19 protein-coding genes and 1 pseudogene are annotated in these 20524 nt (G+C 41.8%); 9 read left to right on the top strand and 11 right to left on the bottom strand.

Annotation, left to right across the window (positions count from 1 at the left end; genetic code table 11):
* Positions 1–397 precede the first annotated feature (397 nt).
* The 4 genes from I7X29_RS08035 to I7X29_RS08050 all read left to right on the top strand — a co-directional run bounded on the left by I7X29_RS08035 (position 398) and on the right by I7X29_RS08050 (position 8562).
* Positions 398–3436, top strand: a complete 3039-nt coding sequence (locus tag I7X29_RS08035) for a SusC/RagA family TonB-linked outer membrane protein (RefSeq protein ID WP_198473871.1) — start codon at positions 398–400, stop codon at positions 3434–3436.
* A gap of 123 nt (positions 3437–3559) precedes the next feature.
* Positions 3560–5044, top strand: coding sequence for a RagB/SusD family nutrient uptake outer membrane protein (locus I7X29_RS08040; RefSeq protein WP_178958077.1), 1485 nt, complete (start codon positions 3560–3562; stop codon positions 5042–5044).
* A gap of 145 nt (positions 5045–5189) precedes the next feature.
* Entirely contained in the window at positions 5190–6629 is a 1440-nt protein-coding gene (locus I7X29_RS08045) for a SusF/SusE family outer membrane protein (protein ID WP_198473873.1), read from the top strand.
* 193 nt (positions 6630–6822) lie between these two features.
* On the top strand, positions 6823–8562 hold the full coding sequence (locus I7X29_RS08050; protein ID WP_198473876.1) for an endo-dextranase: 1740 nt from the start codon (positions 6823–6825) through the stop codon (positions 8560–8562).
* Positions 8563–8632: 70 nt separating this feature from the next.
* Here I7X29_RS08050 and I7X29_RS08055 read toward each other — a convergent pair whose 3' ends face one another.
* Positions 8633–8995: a hypothetical protein gene (locus I7X29_RS08055; protein ID WP_198473878.1), complete on the bottom strand. Its 363-nt coding sequence runs from the start codon at positions 8993–8995 to the stop codon at positions 8633–8635.
* Positions 8996–9208: 213 nt separating this feature from the next.
* Between I7X29_RS08055 and I7X29_RS08060 the strand changes: the two genes are divergently transcribed.
* Positions 9209–11395 (top strand): glycoside hydrolase family 97 protein, encoded by a 2187-nt coding sequence (locus I7X29_RS08060; RefSeq protein WP_198473880.1) that lies wholly within the window; start codon positions 9209–9211, stop codon positions 11393–11395.
* A 367-nt stretch (positions 11396–11762) separates the two neighbouring features.
* On the opposite strand, the gene I7X29_RS08065 is transcribed toward I7X29_RS08060, so the two are convergent.
* The gene (locus I7X29_RS08065; protein WP_198473882.1) at positions 11763–12173 is read right to left on the bottom strand and encodes a type II toxin-antitoxin system HicB family antitoxin; all 411 of its coding nucleotides are present in this window, start codon (positions 12171–12173) and stop codon (positions 11763–11765) included.
* 44 nt (positions 12174–12217) lie between these two features.
* Entirely contained in the window at positions 12218–12400 is a 183-nt protein-coding gene (locus I7X29_RS08070) for a type II toxin-antitoxin system HicA family toxin (protein ID WP_198473884.1), read from the bottom strand.
* A 135-nt stretch (positions 12401–12535) separates the two neighbouring features.
* Between I7X29_RS08070 and I7X29_RS08075 the strand changes: the two genes are divergently transcribed.
* The 4 genes from I7X29_RS08075 to galE all read left to right on the top strand — a co-directional run bounded on the left by I7X29_RS08075 (position 12536) and on the right by galE (position 16629).
* Positions 12536–14152, top strand: a complete 1617-nt coding sequence (locus I7X29_RS08075; protein WP_198473886.1) for a DUF6377 domain-containing protein — start codon at positions 12536–12538, stop codon at positions 14150–14152.
* A gap of 71 nt (positions 14153–14223) precedes the next feature.
* Positions 14224–14463, top strand: coding sequence for a hypothetical protein (locus tag I7X29_RS08080; RefSeq protein ID WP_009418182.1), 240 nt, complete (start codon positions 14224–14226; stop codon positions 14461–14463).
* A 20-nt stretch (positions 14464–14483) separates the two neighbouring features.
* Positions 14484–15578, top strand: a complete 1095-nt coding sequence (locus tag I7X29_RS08085) for an SH3 domain-containing protein (protein ID WP_198473888.1) — start codon at positions 14484–14486, stop codon at positions 15576–15578.
* A gap of 25 nt (positions 15579–15603) precedes the next feature.
* Entirely contained in the window at positions 15604–16629 is a 1026-nt protein-coding gene (galE, locus tag I7X29_RS08090; protein ID WP_198473890.1) for a UDP-glucose 4-epimerase GalE, read from the top strand.
* Positions 16630–16712: 83 nt separating this feature from the next.
* Here the strand turns inward: galE and I7X29_RS08095 are convergent, their stop codons facing one another.
* From I7X29_RS08095 to I7X29_RS08125, 8 genes and pseudogenes are all read right to left on the bottom strand, one after another.
* Complete coding sequence (locus tag I7X29_RS08095) at positions 16713–16946, bottom strand: hypothetical protein (RefSeq protein WP_002679563.1); 234 nt, start codon at positions 16944–16946, stop codon at positions 16713–16715.
* A 7-nt stretch (positions 16947–16953) separates the two neighbouring features.
* Positions 16954–17157 carry a hypothetical protein gene (locus I7X29_RS08100; protein WP_198473892.1) on the bottom strand — a complete coding sequence of 68 codons (204 nt, stop codon included), beginning with the start codon at positions 17155–17157 and terminating at the stop codon, positions 16954–16956.
* A 254-nt stretch (positions 17158–17411) separates the two neighbouring features.
* A pseudogene (locus I7X29_RS15420) lies at positions 17412–17507 on the bottom strand (PIN domain nuclease); the annotation flags it as partial.
* 15 nt (positions 17508–17522) lie between these two features.
* Positions 17523–17789, bottom strand: a complete 267-nt coding sequence (locus I7X29_RS08105; RefSeq protein WP_198473894.1) for a glutaredoxin-2 domain protein — start codon at positions 17787–17789, stop codon at positions 17523–17525.
* Between the two features lie 43 nt (positions 17790–17832).
* Positions 17833–18699: an SDR family oxidoreductase gene (locus I7X29_RS08110; protein WP_198473896.1), complete on the bottom strand. Its 867-nt coding sequence runs from the start codon at positions 18697–18699 to the stop codon at positions 17833–17835.
* A 3-nt stretch (positions 18700–18702) separates the two neighbouring features.
* Entirely contained in the window at positions 18703–19317 is a 615-nt protein-coding gene (locus I7X29_RS08115) for a CDP-alcohol phosphatidyltransferase family protein (protein ID WP_198473898.1), read from the bottom strand.
* A gap of 69 nt (positions 19318–19386) precedes the next feature.
* Positions 19387–19695, bottom strand: a complete 309-nt coding sequence (locus tag I7X29_RS08120; RefSeq protein ID WP_198473900.1) for a hypothetical protein — start codon at positions 19693–19695, stop codon at positions 19387–19389.
* Between the two features lie 164 nt (positions 19696–19859).
* The gene (locus I7X29_RS08125) at positions 19860–20459 is read right to left on the bottom strand and encodes a hypothetical protein (protein ID WP_198473902.1); all 600 of its coding nucleotides are present in this window, start codon (positions 20457–20459) and stop codon (positions 19860–19862) included.
* Positions 20460–20524 lie beyond the last annotated feature (65 nt).

Genomic DNA, 20524 nt, shown 5'->3' on the forward strand with positions numbered 1-20524 from the left:
ACGTGTCAGACAAGTCAGATCCCTAAAACCTATCCCCTGACCCCCTGAAACCTGACATCGGGGCAAAGATAACAAAAAAATATATTTGTATCCTATTTTTTAACTTATTTTATATTTCGTCATTCGTCTCTCGTCATTCATAACTCGCCCCTCGTCATTCGTCTCTCGTCATTCGTCATTCGTCTCTCGTAATTCTCTTACATTCTTTCTATATTTTTCGCTCTTGCTTTCTTTTTATTTTGTTGTTTATCAAACTGCTACATTTTTACTTATCTATATTTTCACTATCCTGTGTTTTAGTATATCTTTAACGTTTTATCTTTGCGGCAGAATTAGGTATCAGTTGTCAGGGGACAGTTGTCAGGCACAAACTCTTACCTCTTAACTTTTAACTAAGATGAAAGGAAAACAAAGAACTTTATTAAACAGTATTGGCAAGCTCACCTTGCTACTACTTTTTAGCTTGCTTTCTACCGCCCTTTCTGCCCAAAACAAAAAGATTAGCGGAAAGGTAATCGATGAAAAACACCAGCCCGTGCTGGGGGCATCGGTGGTGGTGAAAGGCACTACTAAGGGTACTACTACCGATTTCGATGGGAATTTCACGATAGAAGTACCTGCTAAAGCCACGCTATCAGTTTCGTTTATAGGGTATCACACCCAAAATGTAGCAGTAGGCAACCAAAACCAACTCACTATCGTGCTCAAAGAAGAACAAGAGCAGTTAGACGAGGTAGTGGTGGTAGGTTATGGTACTGTCCGCAAGAAAGACCTTACGGGGGCGGTTACTTCGGTGTCTAACAAAGCCCTCAAGGAGAAACCTATTGCCAACGCTGGGGAAGCGCTCCAAGGGCGTGCTGCTGGGGTGCAAGTAACCTCGGCGGGAAAACCTGGTGACAACGTGTCTTTTCGCATTCGCGGAATTAGTACGATTAACAACAGCGAACCGCTATTGGTTATCGATGGTGTACCTACCGACCTCGGTATCAACGCGCTCAACGTAGATGATATAGAAAATATCGATGTGCTAAAAGATGCTTCGGCAACTGCCATTTACGGCTCTCGTGGTGCCAATGGTGTGGTACTCATCTCTACCAAAAAAGGAAAAAATGGCGACGGCAAACTGTCGTTCAGCACCAATATTGCTCTCCAACAAGCCACCAACTTACCCGTGATGCTCAACGCCCGCGAGTTTGCTTCTTTTCACAACGAAATGATTGCCAACTACAACCGCACCCCTGGGGTGAGTCCGCTTTCACAACGCCCTGATTTTGCCAATCCTGAGGACTGGGGTGAAGGCACCAACTGGCTTAAAGCGCTTTTCCGCCCTGCTTTTATGCGCAACTATTCGCTTTCATACTCAGGCGGTAACGACAAGAGCAATTATTACGTATCAGCTGGGGTGTTCAACCAAGATGGGATTATCCTCAACACTTCTTACCGCCGTTATACAGTGCAGTTCAACGGTGAGTCGCGCGTAAAACCGTGGATTAAGTTTGGCAACAACCTCACCCTTAGCCACGACGAAAAGAAATCGGGCGACTACAACATCCGTATGGCAATGGCTTCTTTGCCTACACAACCTATTTACAATGAAGATGGTAGCTACTCTGGTCCTGATTCGCCTGCCCATCAGTACAGCGATATCCGCAATGTGATAGGTACTGCCCTTATCAACGGACAAAACACTACCAAAGGCTATAACATTTTGGGAAATATCTTTGCCGAGATTACTCCTGTGAAACATTTGGTATTCAAAACTACTGGAGGGCTCGATTTTAAATATTGGGACAATCGCAGTTTCTCACCTAAATACAACTGGAAACCTATACCCAATCCGCTCTCTAACCTCTACCAAGATGCTAACAAGAGCACTACCCTCCTATGGGATAACACACTCACCTACACCAATACTTTTGCCCAAAAGCACTTCCTCAATGTAATGGTGGGCACCAGTGCGCAAAACAATGTGTATAGCAAAATCAATGCGAGTGTGAGCAACTTCTTGAGCGACCAGCAAAACCAACTCAGCAAAGGCTTGGAAAACCCTACGGTAGGCGGTACAATGAACGATTGGGCTATCCTCTCTTTCATCGGGCGACTCAACTATACCTATGCTGATAAGTACTTGCTCACTGCTACGGTGCGTCGCGATGGTTCTTCGCGTTTCTCCAAAGAAAACCGCTGGGGTACTTTCCCGTCTTTCTCTTTGGCGTGGCGTGCATCAAATGAGTCTTTCTTCCCTAAAAACGACTATGTAAACGATGTGAAATTGCGCGTGGGTTACGGTATGACGGGTAATCAAGGCGGTATTGACAACTATGCTTATTTCACCAAATTGCGCACAGGGCAATATGTGTTCAACAATAATTTGGTTTCTACCCTTTATCCTCACGTAATGCCTAACCCTAATGTGAAATGGGAAACGGTAGAGCAATTCAACGGGGGTATTGACCTCGCGCTACTCAAAAACCGCTTGAACCTCACTTTCGATGCTTATATCAAAAACACCAGCGATATGTTGGTGCCAATGGCAGTATCGGTAAGTTCTGGTTATTCGGATATCAATGTGCCGAGTATCAATGCCGGTAAAGTGGAAAACAAAGGGGTAGAGCTCACAGTATCATCAGTGAATGTAAATAAAAAGGACTTCCAATGGAATACTGATGTAAATGTATCGTTCAACCGCAACAAAATTGTGAAGATGAACGATGGGGTGCCTTTGTTCACTGGTTTTGAGGCGTTCCTCACCAAATTGCAAATCCTCTCCGAGGGTCACCCTGTAAATTCTTTCTATGGCTATGTAATGAACGGACTTTTCCAAAACCAAAGCGAGGTGGACAACTATGCTACCCAAGTGGAAAACGGTACCGCGCCTGGTGATGTGAAGTTCCGCGACCTCAACAACGACGGGGTCATCAATGCCGATGACCGTACTTATATCGGTAATCCGTTCCCTGAATGGACGTTCTCTATGAACAACAACTTCAACTACAAGAATATTGATTTACAAATATTTTTACAAGGCGTAGCAGGCAACGATATCTACAATGCCAATCGTATATGGCAAGAGGGAATGTCGGTACCACAAAACCAAATTGCCAAAGTAAAAGACCGTTGGACTGGCGAGGGCACTAGCAATAGTATTCCACGTGCTATCTATGGCGACCCTAACCAAAATGCGCGTCACTCTACCCGCTTTGTAGAAGATGGTTCGTATTTGCGCATCAAAAACGTAACTTTGGGCTATACGCTTCCTAAAGAGGTTACTCAAAAATTCCACACCGATATGTTGCGCATATATCTGTCTTGCCAAAATCTGTATACTTTCACCAAATACAGCGGTATGGATCCCGAAGTAGGCACTGGTGGCGTTGATGGCGGTACTTACCCTGTAACCCGCACAGTTAGCTTTGGATTAAACGTGCAGTTTTAGGGGTCAGGCATCAGGTAATAAAATATAACACAATTATAAACAAAAAAAAATTACCCCTATGCAGCCTTTGTGGCTTGCCCCCTCTCCTTGGGAGAGGGGGAACGGGGGAGAGGAATTAATATTATGAAAAAGATATTATACATCACCCTATTAGCATTTCCGCTCTTCACGGCTTGCTCTAAATTCTTAGACAAGACCCCTTACGAAGATTCAAGTGCTGAAAACATAAGCGATGCGGCATCGGCAATTGCCCTTACCAATTCGGCTTATAAACCCTTGCAACGCTCTAACCTCTACAATATGCGCCTCTGGACGCTCGACATCGTAGCAGGTAACAGCATCGTAGGTGCTGGAGGTGGTAACGACGGACTCGAGACTATCACTCTTTCCAACTTCAACGCAACTGCCGATAACCCTTTGGCGCTCGAAATATGGCGCGGTTGTAACCCTGGTATTCTCTATTGCAATACGGCTCTGAAAGCTTTGCCTTCTGCCAATATCCCTGACGATATCAAAAACCGCTGTATCGGGGAAGCCAAATTCCTCCGCGCTCACTACTATTTCCTTTTGGTGCAACTCTTTGGCGATGTGCCTCTTCAGATCGACCCTAAAGAGAGTTTGACTAACAAAACGCCTTTCCGCCAAAGCAAAATGAAGATATACAACGAGGTGATTATCCCCGACCTCAAAGAGGCTTTCAACCTATTGCCTACACGCGAGCAATATAGCAATGCCGATAAAGGTCGTGCCACCAAAGGCGCTGCTGCGGGTATGCTCGCTAAAGTATACCTCACCTTGGGCAGATATAGTGAAGCCCTTGAAATGTGCAACGCTGTCGAAAACCTCGGCTATACCCTCAATCCTGATTATTCCGATTGTTTTGGCGCTGCCGAACGCAACAAAAACACTGCCGAGTCTATCTTTGAAATTCAGTATTACGGACTTACCAAAGATGATTTTTGGGGCGAAGAAAACCAAGCCTCTTGGCTCAGTACTTTTATGGGCCCTCGCAACAGTGGTTGGGTAGGGGGTGCTTATGGTTGGAATCAGCCTACACAAGAGTTTGTAGACCAATATGAGGCAGGCGACCTCCGCAAGGATAAGACGATTCTCTACGAGGGTTGCCCTAATTTTGAGGGGAATGCGTACCGCGCTTCAATGTCTAACACGGGCTACAATGTGCGCAAGTTTTTAGTGCCACTAAGTCAGTCGCCTGATTTCAACACCAACCCTGCCAACTTTGTAGCACTCCGCTTTGCCGATGTACTCCTAATGAAAGCTGAAGCCCTTAACGAGTTGGGTCGCACTACGGAAGCTGAAGTGCCTTTGTACAAAGTGCGCACCCGTGCGGGACTTACCCATCGCGCTGATATAGAGAACCTCACCCAAGCGCAAATGCGTGAGAAAATACGCCACGAACGCCGTATCGAACTCGCTTTTGAAGGACATCGTTGGTTTGATATGATTCGCTGGGACAACGGTCAGTATGCGCTGAATTTCTTGCACTCTATAGGCAAAACCAACGCCCGCGAGAAACACCTGCTCTTGCCTGTCCCTCAAAAAGACATCGATGCCAACCCCAACCTCACCCAAAACCCTGGTTGGTAATAATAATGACGAATGACGAATGACGAATGACAACAACTCTTATCTCTTAACTTTTAACTAATGTTCACCCTTGTCGCTTTTGCGGCTTCCCTCCCCCTCGCCTTCGGAGAGGGGGAGAACGGAGGGGGTGAGGACATAAACTAATATGAAACCATACCATTTATACATCGCCTTCCTCTTACTGCTCCTTACGGGCTGTAAAAAAGAGGACTATATGGAGCTCTTCAAAGAGGGCAAACCCTTTGAATTGAAAGCTCCTAAAGAAAATGTCGCCTTAGACGCTGCCAACCCCGAACAAGAAGCGATCAAGTTCACTTGGACGGCGGCTTCCAATCGCGGCACCAATGCCGCTATCACCTATACTTTCCAAATGGATGTGCAAGGCAACAACTTCGCGGGAGGTATCAGCGAGAATGTAGGTCGTGAAGCCTATGAGAGAGTGTATAAAAACGAAGAACTCAACACCCTCTTGCTCAATACTTTCAAGGTTGCGGCAGACACCGAAGTTACGATGGAAGTACGCATTATTGCTCAAGTAGCTTCTGGCGAGGGAATGAAACAACATACCAATGTAAAAACCATCGTTTTCAAAACGCATACCCCTATCAGCAATACGTTGTATATCATTGGTAGTGCAGCCCCTCACGGTTGGAGTGCCGATCAAGCCGAAGAGATGAAACCTGTTGAGGGTACTCCTAAAGCCTTTGCGTGGTCAGGACGATTGTCTGCTGGCGAACTCAAGTTTATCACTACCAAAGGTCAGTTTATACCATCGTATGGCAAAGGCAGCAACAACAACGAGTTGCATTTCCGCAAAACCGATGCCGACACCAGTGATGAGAAATTTACAATTGCCGAAAGTGGTGTCTATACTGTAAAAGTGAACCTCATCAATCTCACCATAAGCATCACCAAAGGTGAAGCGCCTGAATATACCGAGTTGTGGTTCGTAGGTGAACCTACTGGTTGGAGCTTTAAGAAAATGACTGTAGACCCTGTCGACCCATTTGTGTTCCACTACAATGCCGATTTAGGCAACGGAGGTGAGTTCAAAATAGGTACTAAAGAAGGTGATTGGTCAGCAGTATTTTTCCGTCCGAAAGAAAATAATACTGCTGAAGGTAGCGACCTCCCTGTGAAGAAATGGGCGGGCGACCCCGATAACAAATGGAAAATTGCAGCTGGTACTTACAAGATTACGCTCAACACTCGTACGATGAAGATTGACATTGTGCCTTTCACTCCTTATGCAGGAATGTATATGATTGGTAGTGCTACCGATGCTGGTTGGGATATCAACAATCCTATTGCAATGACCGTTGATAGTGGCAATCCTAATGTCTTTACGTGGGAAGGCGACTTGAAAGCGGGCGAACTCAAATTCTCTTGCGACAAGAAAAGCGATTGGGGTGGCGACTGGTTCTTGGCTGCTAAAGCTGATAAAGCACCCGCCGGAGTGGAAGAACCGATGATTTTCAGCGCCCACGGCTCTAACCCTGATAATAAGTGGAAAATCACTGAGGCTGGCACCTACAAAATCACCCTCAACCAACTCACCCAAAAGGTGATTATTAAAAAACAATAAGTTAAAAAGTCTCCACATACCCAGCTGTGTGCACTCGCTGGCTTCCCCCAAGGGGAGGGAGTTTAAGAAAGTTCAAGAACAAAACATCTTTATACGTGTTAAACAACCCTCTTTCCTCCCTTTTGCGGATTCCCTCCCCCTCCCTTTCGGGGAGGGGGAGAACGGAGGGGGTGAGGATAAAAAATCAATTAAAATGAAAGCTTTATATACTCTATTCTTCGCCACTACGCTCAGCCTCTTCTCTTGCGAGAAGAACGATACGCCGAGCAACAACCCTATTACTTATGGCGAAACTTATTTGAAAATAGATATCAGCACCGATAAGGCGGTCTATACCCCTGGTAGCACGGTGCGCTTCTCCTTGGCGAGTATGCCCTCTGGTACTTACAAAGTGCGCTACTCTTATTTAGGCGAAATCATTAAAGAAGAACCTCTTACCAGCGCCTCTTGGCAATGGGTAACCCCTGCCGATGACTATCGAGGTTATTTGGTGGAAATCTACCAAGAAGCAGGCGGTAAACAAAATACTTATGGCTGTATCGCTGTGGATGTATCTTCCGATTGGACAAAATTCCCTCGCTACGGCTTCTTGTCCTCTTACGGCAAAAATGAGCCTATCGAGAAGAATATCGACTTTATGAATCGCTGTCATATCAATGGTATTCAGTTCTACGATTGGATGTACGACCATCACAAACCGCTGGCTGGCACCCCTCAAAACCCTGCTAATGAGTGGCCAGACCTCTTCAAACGTCCCACTTTTCTTTCTACTGTACGTGGCTATATCAGCGCTGCTCATAGCAAGGGTATGAAAGCGATGTTCTACAACTTGGCTTTTGGGGCACTCAAAAATGCCGAAGCCGATGGGGTTGCTAAAGAGTGGTTTCTCTACAAAGACAATCAGCATAAAGAGAAAGACGCTCATATCTTAGGCGACTTTGCCCGCAGTAGTATCTACCTCACCAACCCTGGTAATACGCACTGGCAAAACTACTTAGCAGGGCGCAACAGCGATGTCTATGCCGTTTTTGATTTCGATGGCTATCATATCGACCAACTCGGAGGGCGTGGCACGGTATATGATTACAATGGCAATAGCGTAGACCTCTTGCCTCAATACGCTTCGTTTATCAATGCGATGAAAAACGCACATCCTAACAAACGCCTTGTGATGAACGCGGTAGGGCAATACGGTCAAACCGAAATTGCAGGTACCAATAAAGTGGATTTTCTGTATACCGAAATATGGGACGAAAAAACCTACGACCAGTTAGCTCGCATTATCCTCGACAACTACAATCGTAGCAACAACCAACTCAAAACCGTTTTGGCTGCCTATATGGATTACGAAAAATCTAAGAATGCAGGTTTTGTAAACGAACCTGGCGTATTGCTCGCTAATGCAGTGATTTTTGCCTTTGGAGGGGCTCATTTAGAGATAGGCGAACACTACCTCGCCAATGAGTATTTCCCTAACAAAAACCTTCAAATGAAAGCCGACCTCAAAAAAGCGCTTATCACCTACTACGATTTCTTGGTAGCTTACCAAAACCTATTGCGCGATGGCGGTAGCTATACCTCAGCTCAAGTAACTGCCGAAAATGCAACCATAGCGGCTTGGCCTGCAGCGAAGGATAAAGTGGCGGCTCTCACCAAAACCGTGAACGGCAAGGATATAGTGCATCTTATCAATTTCAACGGGGTAACCTCTATGGACTGGCGTGATACCAACGGTACTCAAAAGAAACCTACCACAGTAACCGACCTTAAAACTACCGTTGCTGTAACCGCACAACCCAAAAAAGTGTGGTTCGCTACTCCCGACCTCTTTGGCGGTGCTCCCCGTGTGGTAGAATTTACCTATAACAACAACCAAATCACCTTCACCCTCCCCTCTCTCAGCTATTGGGATATGGTGGTGATAGAGTATTAATAAAAAAATTAGCAGATTAGCAAATTTTCTCATTTGCTAATCTGCTAATTAATAAATTTGCTAATTATCGTTATAGTTTTTCTTTCTTTAAAACCTCTAAAACAGTATAGTGAGGTAGATATGTCTCATCTTGATAGGGTTCTCGGTTAAGAATTTTTTGTTCGCGAAGTACTTTTACAGTATAGCGATAACCCATTTCATAAGTGTCGAATTTTAAATATTCTTTAGCGAGCCTAAAAGTATTGTTAGATTCAGTAACACTATAACATTTTGTTTTGAAGTTGCCTGCACCCATTTGAAGAGTACATTCCTCTAAATGTCCATCAATCACAAAAGTGTGATAGCTCTTTTGAATTTCAAATTCAGGTTTTTCTTTTTTACAAGAAAGCAAAAACAACAAGGTAATAAGTGTGTAAAAAATAGTATTTTTCATAAGGAATAGATTTTAAATTCAAGACAAAGATACTGTTTTATTTCTATAAATACAAGTTTTATACTAAATTTTAATCTTTATTTTTCAGAGATTATTCCCTTCACTTTTAAGAATTGTCCCCTTTCGGGGAAGTCAGCGAAGGCTCATAACTGAATATGTACACCACAATTGTGAGTAAGTGAATAAGGGGACAATCCACAAATTGACAAATCAATGAGATTTCTTACTTTCATAACAATAACTATCCTCTCCTGTGCTAATGCTGTAGCGCAGGAGTTATTTTCGCCTAACAAAGCACTGAAACTCTCTTTTTCGCTCAGCGCGGAAGGTACTCCTGTCTATTCGCTTTTTTACAAGGGAAAAGAAGTAGTGAAACCGAGTAGATTAGGTTTTGAACTATTTAGCTCCAATGAAGTGAAATTTGGTGCTGAAATCACCAAAAAAGAGGGAGCAAACACCTCTCTCTACCATAATTTTGAAGTGGTGAATACCCAAAATACAACCGTTGATGAAACTTGGCAACCCGTATGGGGCGAAAGCCAAAACATTCGCAACCACTACAACGAGCTATTGGTGAGCCTCAAACAGAAGGACACGCACCGAGAAATGCACCTGCGTTTTAGACTATTTGATGACGGATTGGGATTCCGCTATGAGTTCCCCGAACAAAAGCAAATGCCTTACTTTGTGATAAAAGAAGAACGCACCGAGTTTGCAATGACGGGTGATCACCAAGCGTGGTGGATACCCGGTGATTACGATACCCAAGAGTACGACTATCAGCAATCGCGCCTCTCCGAAATACGCGCTATCAACCAAAAAGGGCGTCAGGCGAATTTAGCACAAACAGGCTTTTCGGATACGGGCGTACAAACTGCTTTAATGCTCAAAACTGACGATGGTTTGTACATCAACTTGCACGAGGCTGCTTTGGTGAACTACGGGGCGATGCACCTCAACCTCAACGATAAGACCTTCGTGTTCCAATCGTGGATTACCCCCGATGCCAACGGTGCCAAAGGTTATATGCAAACTCCTGCCCAAACGCCTTGGCGCACGGTAATTGTTAGCAACGATGCCCGCGACATTTTGGCTTCGGATATCACCCTCAACCTCAACGAACCTTGTGCTTTGGCTGATACTTCGTGGATTCACCCGATGAAGTACGTAGGGGTATGGTGGGAAATGATTACCGGTATGAAAGAATGGTCGTATACTTACGATGTACCCAGTGTGCATATCGGTAAAACCGATTTCACCACCCTCAAACCCCACGGCAAGCATGGGGCTACTACCGAAAATGTGAAGAAATACATCGACTTTGCTGCCGAAAATGGTTTTGATGGCGTTCTCGTAGAAGGTTGGAATATAGGGTGGGAAGATTGGTTTGGACACTCTAAAGATTTAGTTTTCGACTTCCAAACACCTTATCCCGATTTTGATATCGAAGGTATTCACCAATACGCCAAAAGCAAAGGAATTAAGATGATTATGCACCACGAAACCTCCTCATCTATCCGCAACTACGAGCGTTTTATGGACAAAGCCTATCAGCTGATGAACCAATACGAATACCCTGCCGTAAAAAGCGGTTATGTGGGCAATATCATTCCGCGAGGCGAAAACCATTACAGTCAGTGGGTGAATAATCACTACCTTTATGCTATTAAAAAAGCCGCCGACTACCGCATTATGGTGAATGCGCACGAGGCAGTGCGCCCTACGGGTTTGTGTCGCACCTATCCTAACCTCATAGGCAACGAGTCGGCACGCGGAGGTGAATACCAAGCCTTTGGCGGCAGCAAGCCCAATCACGTGTGTGTGTTGCCCTTCACCCGACTCATTGGCGGACCAATGGAGTATACCCCTGGGGTATTTGAAATGGACATCAGCAAGAACAACCCCAACAACCATTCACACTGTAATGCTACTTTGGCAAACCAATTGGCATTGTATGTAACGATGAGCAGTCCGCTGCAAATGGCATCCGACCTTCCTGAGAACTACCGCCGTTTTCCCGATGCTTTTCAGTTTATCAAAGAGGTTGCCCTCGATTGGAGCGAAAGCCACTATTTAGAAGCCGAACCAGGGGCTTATATCACTGTGGCACGCAAAGCCAAAGGCACTCGCAATTGGTTTATAGGCAATACTGCGGGCAAGGATTTTACCTCCAAGATTCATTTCAGTTTCTTAGAGCCCAAAACTACTTATGTAGCCACTATCTACGCCGATGCCAAAGATGCCAACTACCAAACCAATCCGCAAGCCTATACCATTCAGAAAATATTGGTAACCAACAAGAGCAAACTCACCCTGCACTCAGTAGCAGGCGGGGGTTATGCCATTAGTTTGTACCCCCTCACCAATAAGGCACAAGCCAAAGGATTAAAAAAACGATAGCAATTACAGTAATATAATAGTGAAAAAAAGCTGCTAAGCGACGTGCTTAGCAGCTTTTTAAATGTTAATTTTTTGTGAAAATTCTTTTTCTGTTGTACTTTTGGCACGCTGTTGAAAGTCGGCAGTGCTGGATGTAAAGCTAGCAAGGTCTTTACACAATAAAAAAAAGAGATATGCAAATAAAACTGTACTTTAAATGCAAATCCCTTATTTTAATTATTAAATTTTCTTTAAAGAAATTTAGATTATTGTAAGGTGAATGGGTGGGGGTCTGACCACCTCCGCCCTATCTCTTTTTTATTTTATGGGGCAAAGATAATACATTTTTTTGTAACCACCAAACAAATTTACCAATTTGCCAATTATTTCAGAGCAATGTAATTTGAGAAAGCTCATTTCCTATAGTTCTAATACCATTTTGTATTTCTAACAATCGTTTTTCTGAGGCTTTACTTTTTCCAGAAGCGTATTTTCGCATCATTACAGGACTAATAGAAATTCTACGAGCTAACTCACTCATATTGAGCTCTGGTAATTGCTGACTAATACCATCTAATGCTATTTCATAAACAAAATCAACTCCTTTTTTATAGCGATTGACAAAATCCCAATCCTCATCTTTTTCACATTCTTCCAAGTGAAAAGCAAAGGCTTCTTGCATATTTTTTTTAAGTTCTTCAAGGCTCTTGCCTTCGGCTACAACTATGCCTTCGATGTTTTCGGTATTTCCCCAAAACACACCATTTTCTTTACGTACAGTTACTTTTATTTTTTTCATTTTCTTATTATTTTCTCATCAAGAAACCCACTTAAAGCAGGGGGTTATTTCACCCCCATTTGCTTTAAGATGGAGTTCACTGTACCTTGTGGGAAGTCTTTTTTGGGATGCGGTACAGTTACTTTTCCTTTTTTTGTTGGGTGTTTAAAATGATGATGACTACCCTTTACATTGTATAAGTACCACCCGTCATCTGTCAACAACCTGATAACATCTGTGCTACTCATTGTTATATCATTTTAACGATGCAAAATTAGGTAACTTTTTTGTAACCACCAAACAAATTTACCAATTTACTAATTCTCTAATTGGCAAATTGACAAATTTTTCTTACTTTTGCCTCTGAAAATTAATGTTTGAAAATGAAGTACAAAAGCCTTATCATAACCCTTCTACTACTCCCCTACTGCGCTTTGGCTCAAATGGCACAAAATCAAACGCTCATTCACAACCTCACTGCACTTATCAAACAGAAAGATAACTACACCCAGCAAAAAGAACGCAAAATAAAAGAAACTATCGACTTGCTACGAGTGCCCAATGCCTCTGTTGAACAACGTTATGCTATCAATCAACGCCTCTTCGACGAGTTTAAAACTTATATATCCGACTCGGCGGTGTACTACGTGAAAGAGAATATCCGCATCGCTGAAGAACTCCAAAAACCCGACCTCCAAAACGATTCCCGCCTCTCTCTCGCTTCTCTGTACATCATTTCGGGCAACTACTTAGATGCTGCCGACCTTCTTAAGGCTATTGATAAAGAACAACTGCAAGAACCTCAGCTCATTCAGTACTACAACTGCTACCTCAACCTCTATAACAACTACGCTTTCAACAACCCCGATGCCAAAACCTATATCGCTAAAAGCAATGCTTACCGCGACCTCCTCCTCAATTTAGTAGATAAGAATTCCACTCATTATATCCTCCTCTATGCCGGCGTGCTCACCGATGCCGGCAGATATGACGAAGCCGAAAAACTCCTCCTTGACCGCTTTGCCCTAATGCACACCGATGAACACGAAAAAGCCGTATTAGGCTATGTGCTCGGCACGCTCTACAAAAAGAAAAAGAATGTCCCTAAACAAATAGAATACTTTGCTATTTCGGCGAGTTGCGACATCAAAGATGCGATTAAAGAAAATGCCTCGATGCTCGAACTTGCCTCAGCGCTCTTTCAATTAGGCGAAGTAGAGAACGCTTACACTTGTATCAAATCGGCGATGGAAGACGCTACTTTTTGCAACGCTCAACTGCGTTCCGATGAGGTGATGAAGATTTTCCCCATCATCGAAAAAGCCTATCAGGAACGCATTCACAGTCAGAATACCAAACTGCGCAACGCCTTGCTGTTAGTAGGGTTGTTTGCCATTTTCCTCATCATTGCCGTAGTATTGGTTACCCGCCAAATGAAGCGCATCGCCAAAATACGCAAGGAACTCTACCACAAAAACCAAGATTTAGAGCAACTCAACGAACATCTGCGAGAGGTAGTAACCCAACTCAACGAAAGCAACGAAGTAAAAGAAGCCTATATAGGCGAGTTTTTCAACTTGTGTTCGGTATACATCAGCAAATTAGAGAAATACCAAAAAATGCTCACCAAAAAGGCAAAAGACCGCAATTGGGACGAACTCAACAAAGTGCTCCGCTCTACCGAGATGATAGAGCAAGAGCTGAAAGAGTTCTACAAGCTGTTCGACGATATTTTCTTGCATCTATTCCCCCACTTTATCACCGAGTTCAACGCTCTATTAGCCGAAGACGAGCGTTTTGCCCCCAAACCTCACGAAATGACCCCAGAGTTGCGCATCTTTGCCCTCATCCGCTTAGGCATCACCGATAGTTCTAAAATAGCCACTTTCTTGCACTATTCCACCAATACGATTTACAACTATCGCACCCGTGTGCGCAACAAAGCTATCGTGCCGAGAGAAAATTTTGAAGAAATGGTAATGAAAATCGGGAAACGCTAACGCAAAAAACAAACTACTTTATTGCCAATCATTTCTTTTTTTGTACCTTTGTAGCGATAAAATAAAAACAAATGACTTACACAATCACCATAGACAATAGTCCGCAAGCTCTATCATTTATAGAATTCGTTAAGAATCTTGATTTTGTGTCGATTACTAAAACTAAAGAAAATAGTACAAAATCAAATGTTGTACTTAATGAACAAAAAGAACTCAAAAAACGTTTTTTTAAAGCGTTAAAAGAGGCTGACGACATACGTGCTGGCAAAAAAGAAGCTATTGATTTAGACGAATTGCTCAATGAACTATAAATTCCCAAAAATTAACACTTGTGAACCCCTACAACAATTATTTACATATACGCTTATTACCAATTTTATTCATCAGTTGTTGTCTATTTAGCGGCTGTGAATATTTTTCATCCTCTCCTGCCCAAGAAGAGACAAGTAAAACAGCTGATGAGATTTATACAGAAGAGAAGAATTCAGCTGAGAATATAAACTCTGAAGATGAAAAAATAGGCAATCCTATTGATTATGAAACACCCACTATCAAGAAAGTATTTGTTACCACTCGTGATGGCATTGAGTTTTACGAAGGAGCTGATGATAAAAGTACTCGTCTTGGCAAACTACCTTACGGAGAAAAAGTGGAGGTCATAGAAGAACTTATGTATTGGTACGCCATAAAGTATAACATTCAAAGGGAATACAAGACGCCTAGTGGAAATAATGTAACTATGTGGCAATGGGAAAAAGTTTTTATAAAGCAAGTGCAAACTGGCGATATTAGCCAGATTAAACTCAATTACAAAGACCTGATTACTACTGAAGACAAGAAACCATTAAAGAAAATAAGCATTCGCTTTGTGACTAAAGACGAATATCTCACCAAAAAAGCAAACGCTGTTGATTTTTTAGATACTACCAATGTCATCAAACCGGTAAAAGGAAAACTACGATTGCCTTGCGAAGAATGCAAACAAAAATATATTACTTATCTTGATAGTCTTCATTCTTATATGGGTGAAATACCTCCTCTAAACCAATATCTTATTAGTGCTATGTACTATGATAATTGGGGGTGTGCCTTGGTTGATAAAACCACAGGTAGAAAACTTATCTTATCTGGCTATCCTTATATCACCCCCGATAAACAGCATTTTATGACCCTTGATGATATTGATCCCGAAAAAGTTATGGAGTTTTCACTTTATAATGTTGATGAAACAAATAAAATAAAGAAAGTATTTTCAACTACTTTTACTAAATGGATTGTTATGTATGATAAAGAGGGAAAAGTAGAAAGGTTTATGGGTAGTAATGGAAAACTATATGCCAAAGTTTTTTACGCATATATTAGTCTATTTGAAGATATAGATAAATACAACCAATATGGACAGTACATCTGTATCAGCCTTAAATAATAAATGTGACTCAATTAATAAACAAATGAAAAAAATAGTAGTAACCGGTGGGTTGGGCTTTATAGGCTCTCACACTGTGGTAGAATTGCAAAACGCTGGTTTTGATGTGGTTATTATCGATAACCTTTCCAATGCCCAAGAAAACGTGTTAGAACACATTACTAAAATCACTGGCAAAAAGCCTCTCTTCGAGAAATTCGACCTCCGCAACAAAGCCGATGTGCAAGACTTCTTCAAACGTCATCGCGATGTACAAGGACTCATACATTTCGCTGCCTCTAAAGCGGTAGGCGAGAGCGTGGAAAAACCACTTTTATACTACGAAAACAACCTCACTTCATTGATATATCTGTTGCAAGAACTCAGCAAGTTGCCCAAAGCACACTTTATTTTCAGTTCTTCTTGCACTGTATATGGTCAGGCAGACGAGTTGCCTATTACTGAGAATGCTCCTGTGAAAAAAGCCGAATCACCTTATGGTAATACGAAACAAATCAGTGAGGAGATTATTGCTGACACTTGCAAGGTTACCCCTTCGCTTAATGCGATTGCCTTGCGCTACTTTAATCCTATTGGGGCACACCCTTCGGCTGAAATAGGCGAACTGCCCTTAGGCGTACCTCAGAACTTAGTGCCTTATATCACCCAAACGGCTATAGGCTTGCGCGAAAAACTCTCCGTTTTTGGCGACGACTACCCTACCCCCGATGGCACTTGTATTCGCGATTATATTCACGTAGTGGATTTGGCGAAAGCTCACGTAATTGCCCTCCAACGCCTATTAGAAAGCAAAAATCCCGAAAACTATGAAGTCTTCAATATAGGAACAGGTAAAGGTAGTACTGTTTTGGAAGTTATCCAAAGTTTTGAACGGGTATCGGGCAAGAAATTGAACTACCAAATTGTAGGTAGACGTGCTGGTGATATCACCGCTGCTTATGCTAACACTGATAAGGCTAATAACGTACTCGGTTGGAAAGCCCAAAGTTCTTTGGACGATGCGATGCGTTCGGCTTGGCAATGGGAACAGAAGGTGAGAAGTAAAAAGTAAAGCCCAGCAGGGACTCACAGCTGGATATGTGGTGAAAAGTTAAAAAATGGCTGTTCAGGCGAAGACTGAACAGCCATTTTTGTTTAAAGGTTTAAATTTTTTAATTCCTGCTCTACATCAATATTGAGGATATGATAAAGCGTTTTGCGCGAAATAAAGAATTTAGGATAGATAAACTCTCGCCAAATTACCGTAATAGGGATATAACGCGCATCGTGAGCGTTGAACTCATTCATTACCGCTTGGTAGCGCAGTAGTTGGTTGCGACGGCAAGTCTCCCGACTCCCGTTGCCTTTGGATTTCATTGTTGTTTTCATTATACTGCTAATTGTTGTTGTTGTTGATAGTTCTGCCAAAGTGTTTTAGCTCTTGCAAACTTCTGCCTAAACCGCTAATATGGTGAGGCAAGAAGCGTGAGGGGCGCTGCATTTTTTTTGCTTGAGCCAATACTTCAAGGGCACGTTGCTGGTGGAGCCTATCAAAATACTCCTGCTGTGCCATTTCATTGGGTTGTATATAAGTCTTCATTTTGTTTAAATTTACTGTTATACAAATAGTTGTAACACATAGAGAAACACTAAAAAGGCGGTGATCTATTCATAGTTTTTACGATTTATTAACCCTGCAAAAATATAGACTTTATCTCTAAATAACAAATATTTTTAGAGTGTTTTTCTAAAAATTTTAGAGTAGGAATGTAAGACATTCATCGTCAAGACAAAAAAACCTCCCCTTGCAAATCTTTTTGCAAGGGGAGGTTTTTGTTTTAAAGGAGTGTTATTTTAGACACTCTTTTTATAACATTTAGCTTTAAGGTCTTTTGTTGTTACACATATATCGTAGCCCATTTCTTTTAACCCTTTGATAAGTTCAAAATCAAAAATTTACAACTATCATATCGTTTGTTTTTCTTTCTTTTTAGCAAGATCCTCTCTCCAACGGCGTGCAATATTTCTGTTGGACTCTTTAGACATAGCCATTATTTCTTCACGGAATTTTATAGGAATACCATACTCATCTTCCTCAAGCTCCTCTGTAATAGGAGCTACTTCTTTAGGTTCTTTTATTTTGGTAACCTTTACAAAATCAAGACTTTTTGCATATTTTACAAAATTCATAGCTGTTGGGCTATCATTGGTAATGGTAAGGGTATAAGGCATAATATTCAGTATTTTTTTGGCAAATATACAATTATTTTTGTGATTAACAATCTTTTATCGCTTCAAAATACGGCTTCAATCGGTGTTTTCCTACTTTTAGAGGGGTTACCGAATCCATTGCCATTACAGTGAAAACAAACTCTATGGTACCATAAGCGCTCTTTGGCATCAAATATTTGCCTATTTTCAAAATAAAACGTCGTAACCAGTCGGGGGAATAGGTTATTTTCACAGGTTTGTGCAACACTTCAAAAGCTAAGCGGGCAATTTCGGTATGCGTAAAGACCTCAGCACCCCCTACATTCACTTCTTTTTCAGCACTTTCTAATTGTGCCACGCACACTTCGGCTAAATCTTCGCCGTGAATGGGGTTCATTGCGTATTGTCCTTTGCCAAACAAACGCACTTTTCCCCCTTTTGCCATCTTTAAAAAGTTACCCATATCGCTGTAAAAACCGCTGGGTCGCACAATGCAATAGTCTAAGCCACTGACTTTAAGAGCATCTACAAAACGCTCTTTGGCAGCCCCAATGGCGATATGCCGCATCATTTCACCTTTGAATACCGATACGTACACAAATTTCTGTACGCCTTCGCGCAAAGCCTCATCGAGGAGGTTTTTGTTAGCCCCATAATCCACTTGTTCGTAGGTAAGTCCGTCCTTTTGTTGGGTAATCCCTACGGTTGAAATTACTTTGCTCACCCCTTTGCATACGCCTTGTAAGGTTTGGGGTTGGGTTACTTCGGCTTCTACCACTTCCAATAGCGGGTGCGTGAGTAGGGCGGGTGCTATTTTTGCCTTATTGCGCACCACAATACGGGTAGGGTATTCTTTTTTTAGGAGCTCAGCCAGTATATACTGACCTAAATAGCCGGTCGCTCCTGCTAATAATATTTTTTCTGTTTTCATTTGTTAATTAAACAACTTGTGTTTCTTAATCTCTTTTCCTTTTCTCAGCAGATAAGCGTGGTAGCTACTCGGGATATCATTCTGCCATTTGGGTAGTAACAAAATGATAAGAATGACGTCCAATTGCGAGAAAAGTCCCCAATAGACCGCCAAGAGCAAGGGGAAACCTCCGTAACCAAAGCCGATGAGCGAGATAAAAGCTACTAATAAGCATACGCCCCACAGTTTGGAAAGAAAAGCGTGTGTACAAGTTTCTTTTCCAAATCGCCAAAAGCTCACCCCGTAGCAGAGTCCTTCCATTACAAAAAGGGCAATAATTTCATACCGATAGGCAGCTATCAAAGTGGGATTGAGGTGATAACAAGCCACGCCCACGCACAGCCAGAATATCAAATCTGTTTGGCTATCCATTCGCCGCATTGCCACGGTGCAGAGCCCCATATAGCGCGCAATAATCCCATCGAAGATATCCGACAATAGTCCTAAAACGATAAAAACTACTATCCATAGTCTTGTGGTGGGTTCTTCTGCCTTATACGCCATCCACAGAATAGTAGGGGCTAATAAAAACCGAAATAATATCAGTAGGTAGGGAGATTTTTTAAATAGTGTTTTCATTATTCAAATACGATTTTTCGCCAATAGAAATCTTTTGTATTAGTATGTTGCATTTTTAAATATTACCCTTTACCATAGACTTGTTTTGTATTTTTCTTTATAAAAAGTATTGAATAAGACGAAGAACTCATCCAAAGCCTTTTCTTCAGTTTCAAATTTATAGAGAAGTATATCAGCCCAGCCTCCACTACCTCCTACTTTGTATTTTTCTTGTAGCCATTCATAAAATTCTGTGTATAAGACACTAGCTTTTACATCTTCCTTGGTATCACGATAATACCAACCATCAATAAATACTTCGAGGCTGAATATACTATGTTTTCTAATGAACAGTTTAGGAATAGGTTTGATTTGCTTTATAAGTTCTATAATAGTCATATTGAAAATAGTTTTTTCTTTCTGTGTGTTATATTAGGTATAAAGTCTAAAGGATTTCTCTCACTGACTCGCGCCAGCGGGGGTAATAGAGCTACAAGCTCTTGGGATAATAGGCACGAGCTGCAAGCTCGCACCAGCGGGGGGGGCATTATATCGTACGAACGTTAAATTATATCTCCCATTTCTAAAAAGATGATATTATTAAATTCTTTATCCTCACAAAATTCTTTTACACGTTCTGTGCATAATAATAGATTTGTATTCTGTAAAGTGAAGAAATCATAATTATTGATAACCTCCTTATCAAAGAAGATTCCTTTACCTTTTTCACGAGGAATTATTTCCTCTCCTTTTAATTCTGACACTCCAATAAATTCTATTCTTCCTCTTTCTGTCTTAACTAAAGAACTTTGGGGAAGACAATCAAAATATGTAGGGCTAAAAAAGGATTTTAATGCAATGTCTTCTTGTGGTAGCCATTTCAGTCTTTTAGGATTTTTTGCTTTTAACTCTCTTTCAGTCTTATTAATCTTTACATCTACCCCCTTAATATCTTTAAAGTTTTCTTGTAAAAGATTAAAGACGGATAATTTACATATTTTAATGCCATAACAAAATGTAAAATCTCCGATTTTATTCCCATTACTACCCCAACTATCCCACCAAACATCTAGCAAATTGTTTTCTTTAATATTTTCTTTACTACTAGGTCGAAGAATAGCGTATTCTTTTTCTATGTAACTTGTAAATTTATAAACTTTCATTCTGTACAATCTTTTTTATTTTTTGGATTATATTTATCAATATTAAATTCCCTGCAGGTCTGTAT

Source organism: Capnocytophaga periodontitidis (assembly GCF_016126015.1).
GTDB classification, from domain to species: Bacteria; Bacteroidota; Bacteroidia; order Flavobacteriales; family Flavobacteriaceae; genus Capnocytophaga; species Capnocytophaga periodontitidis.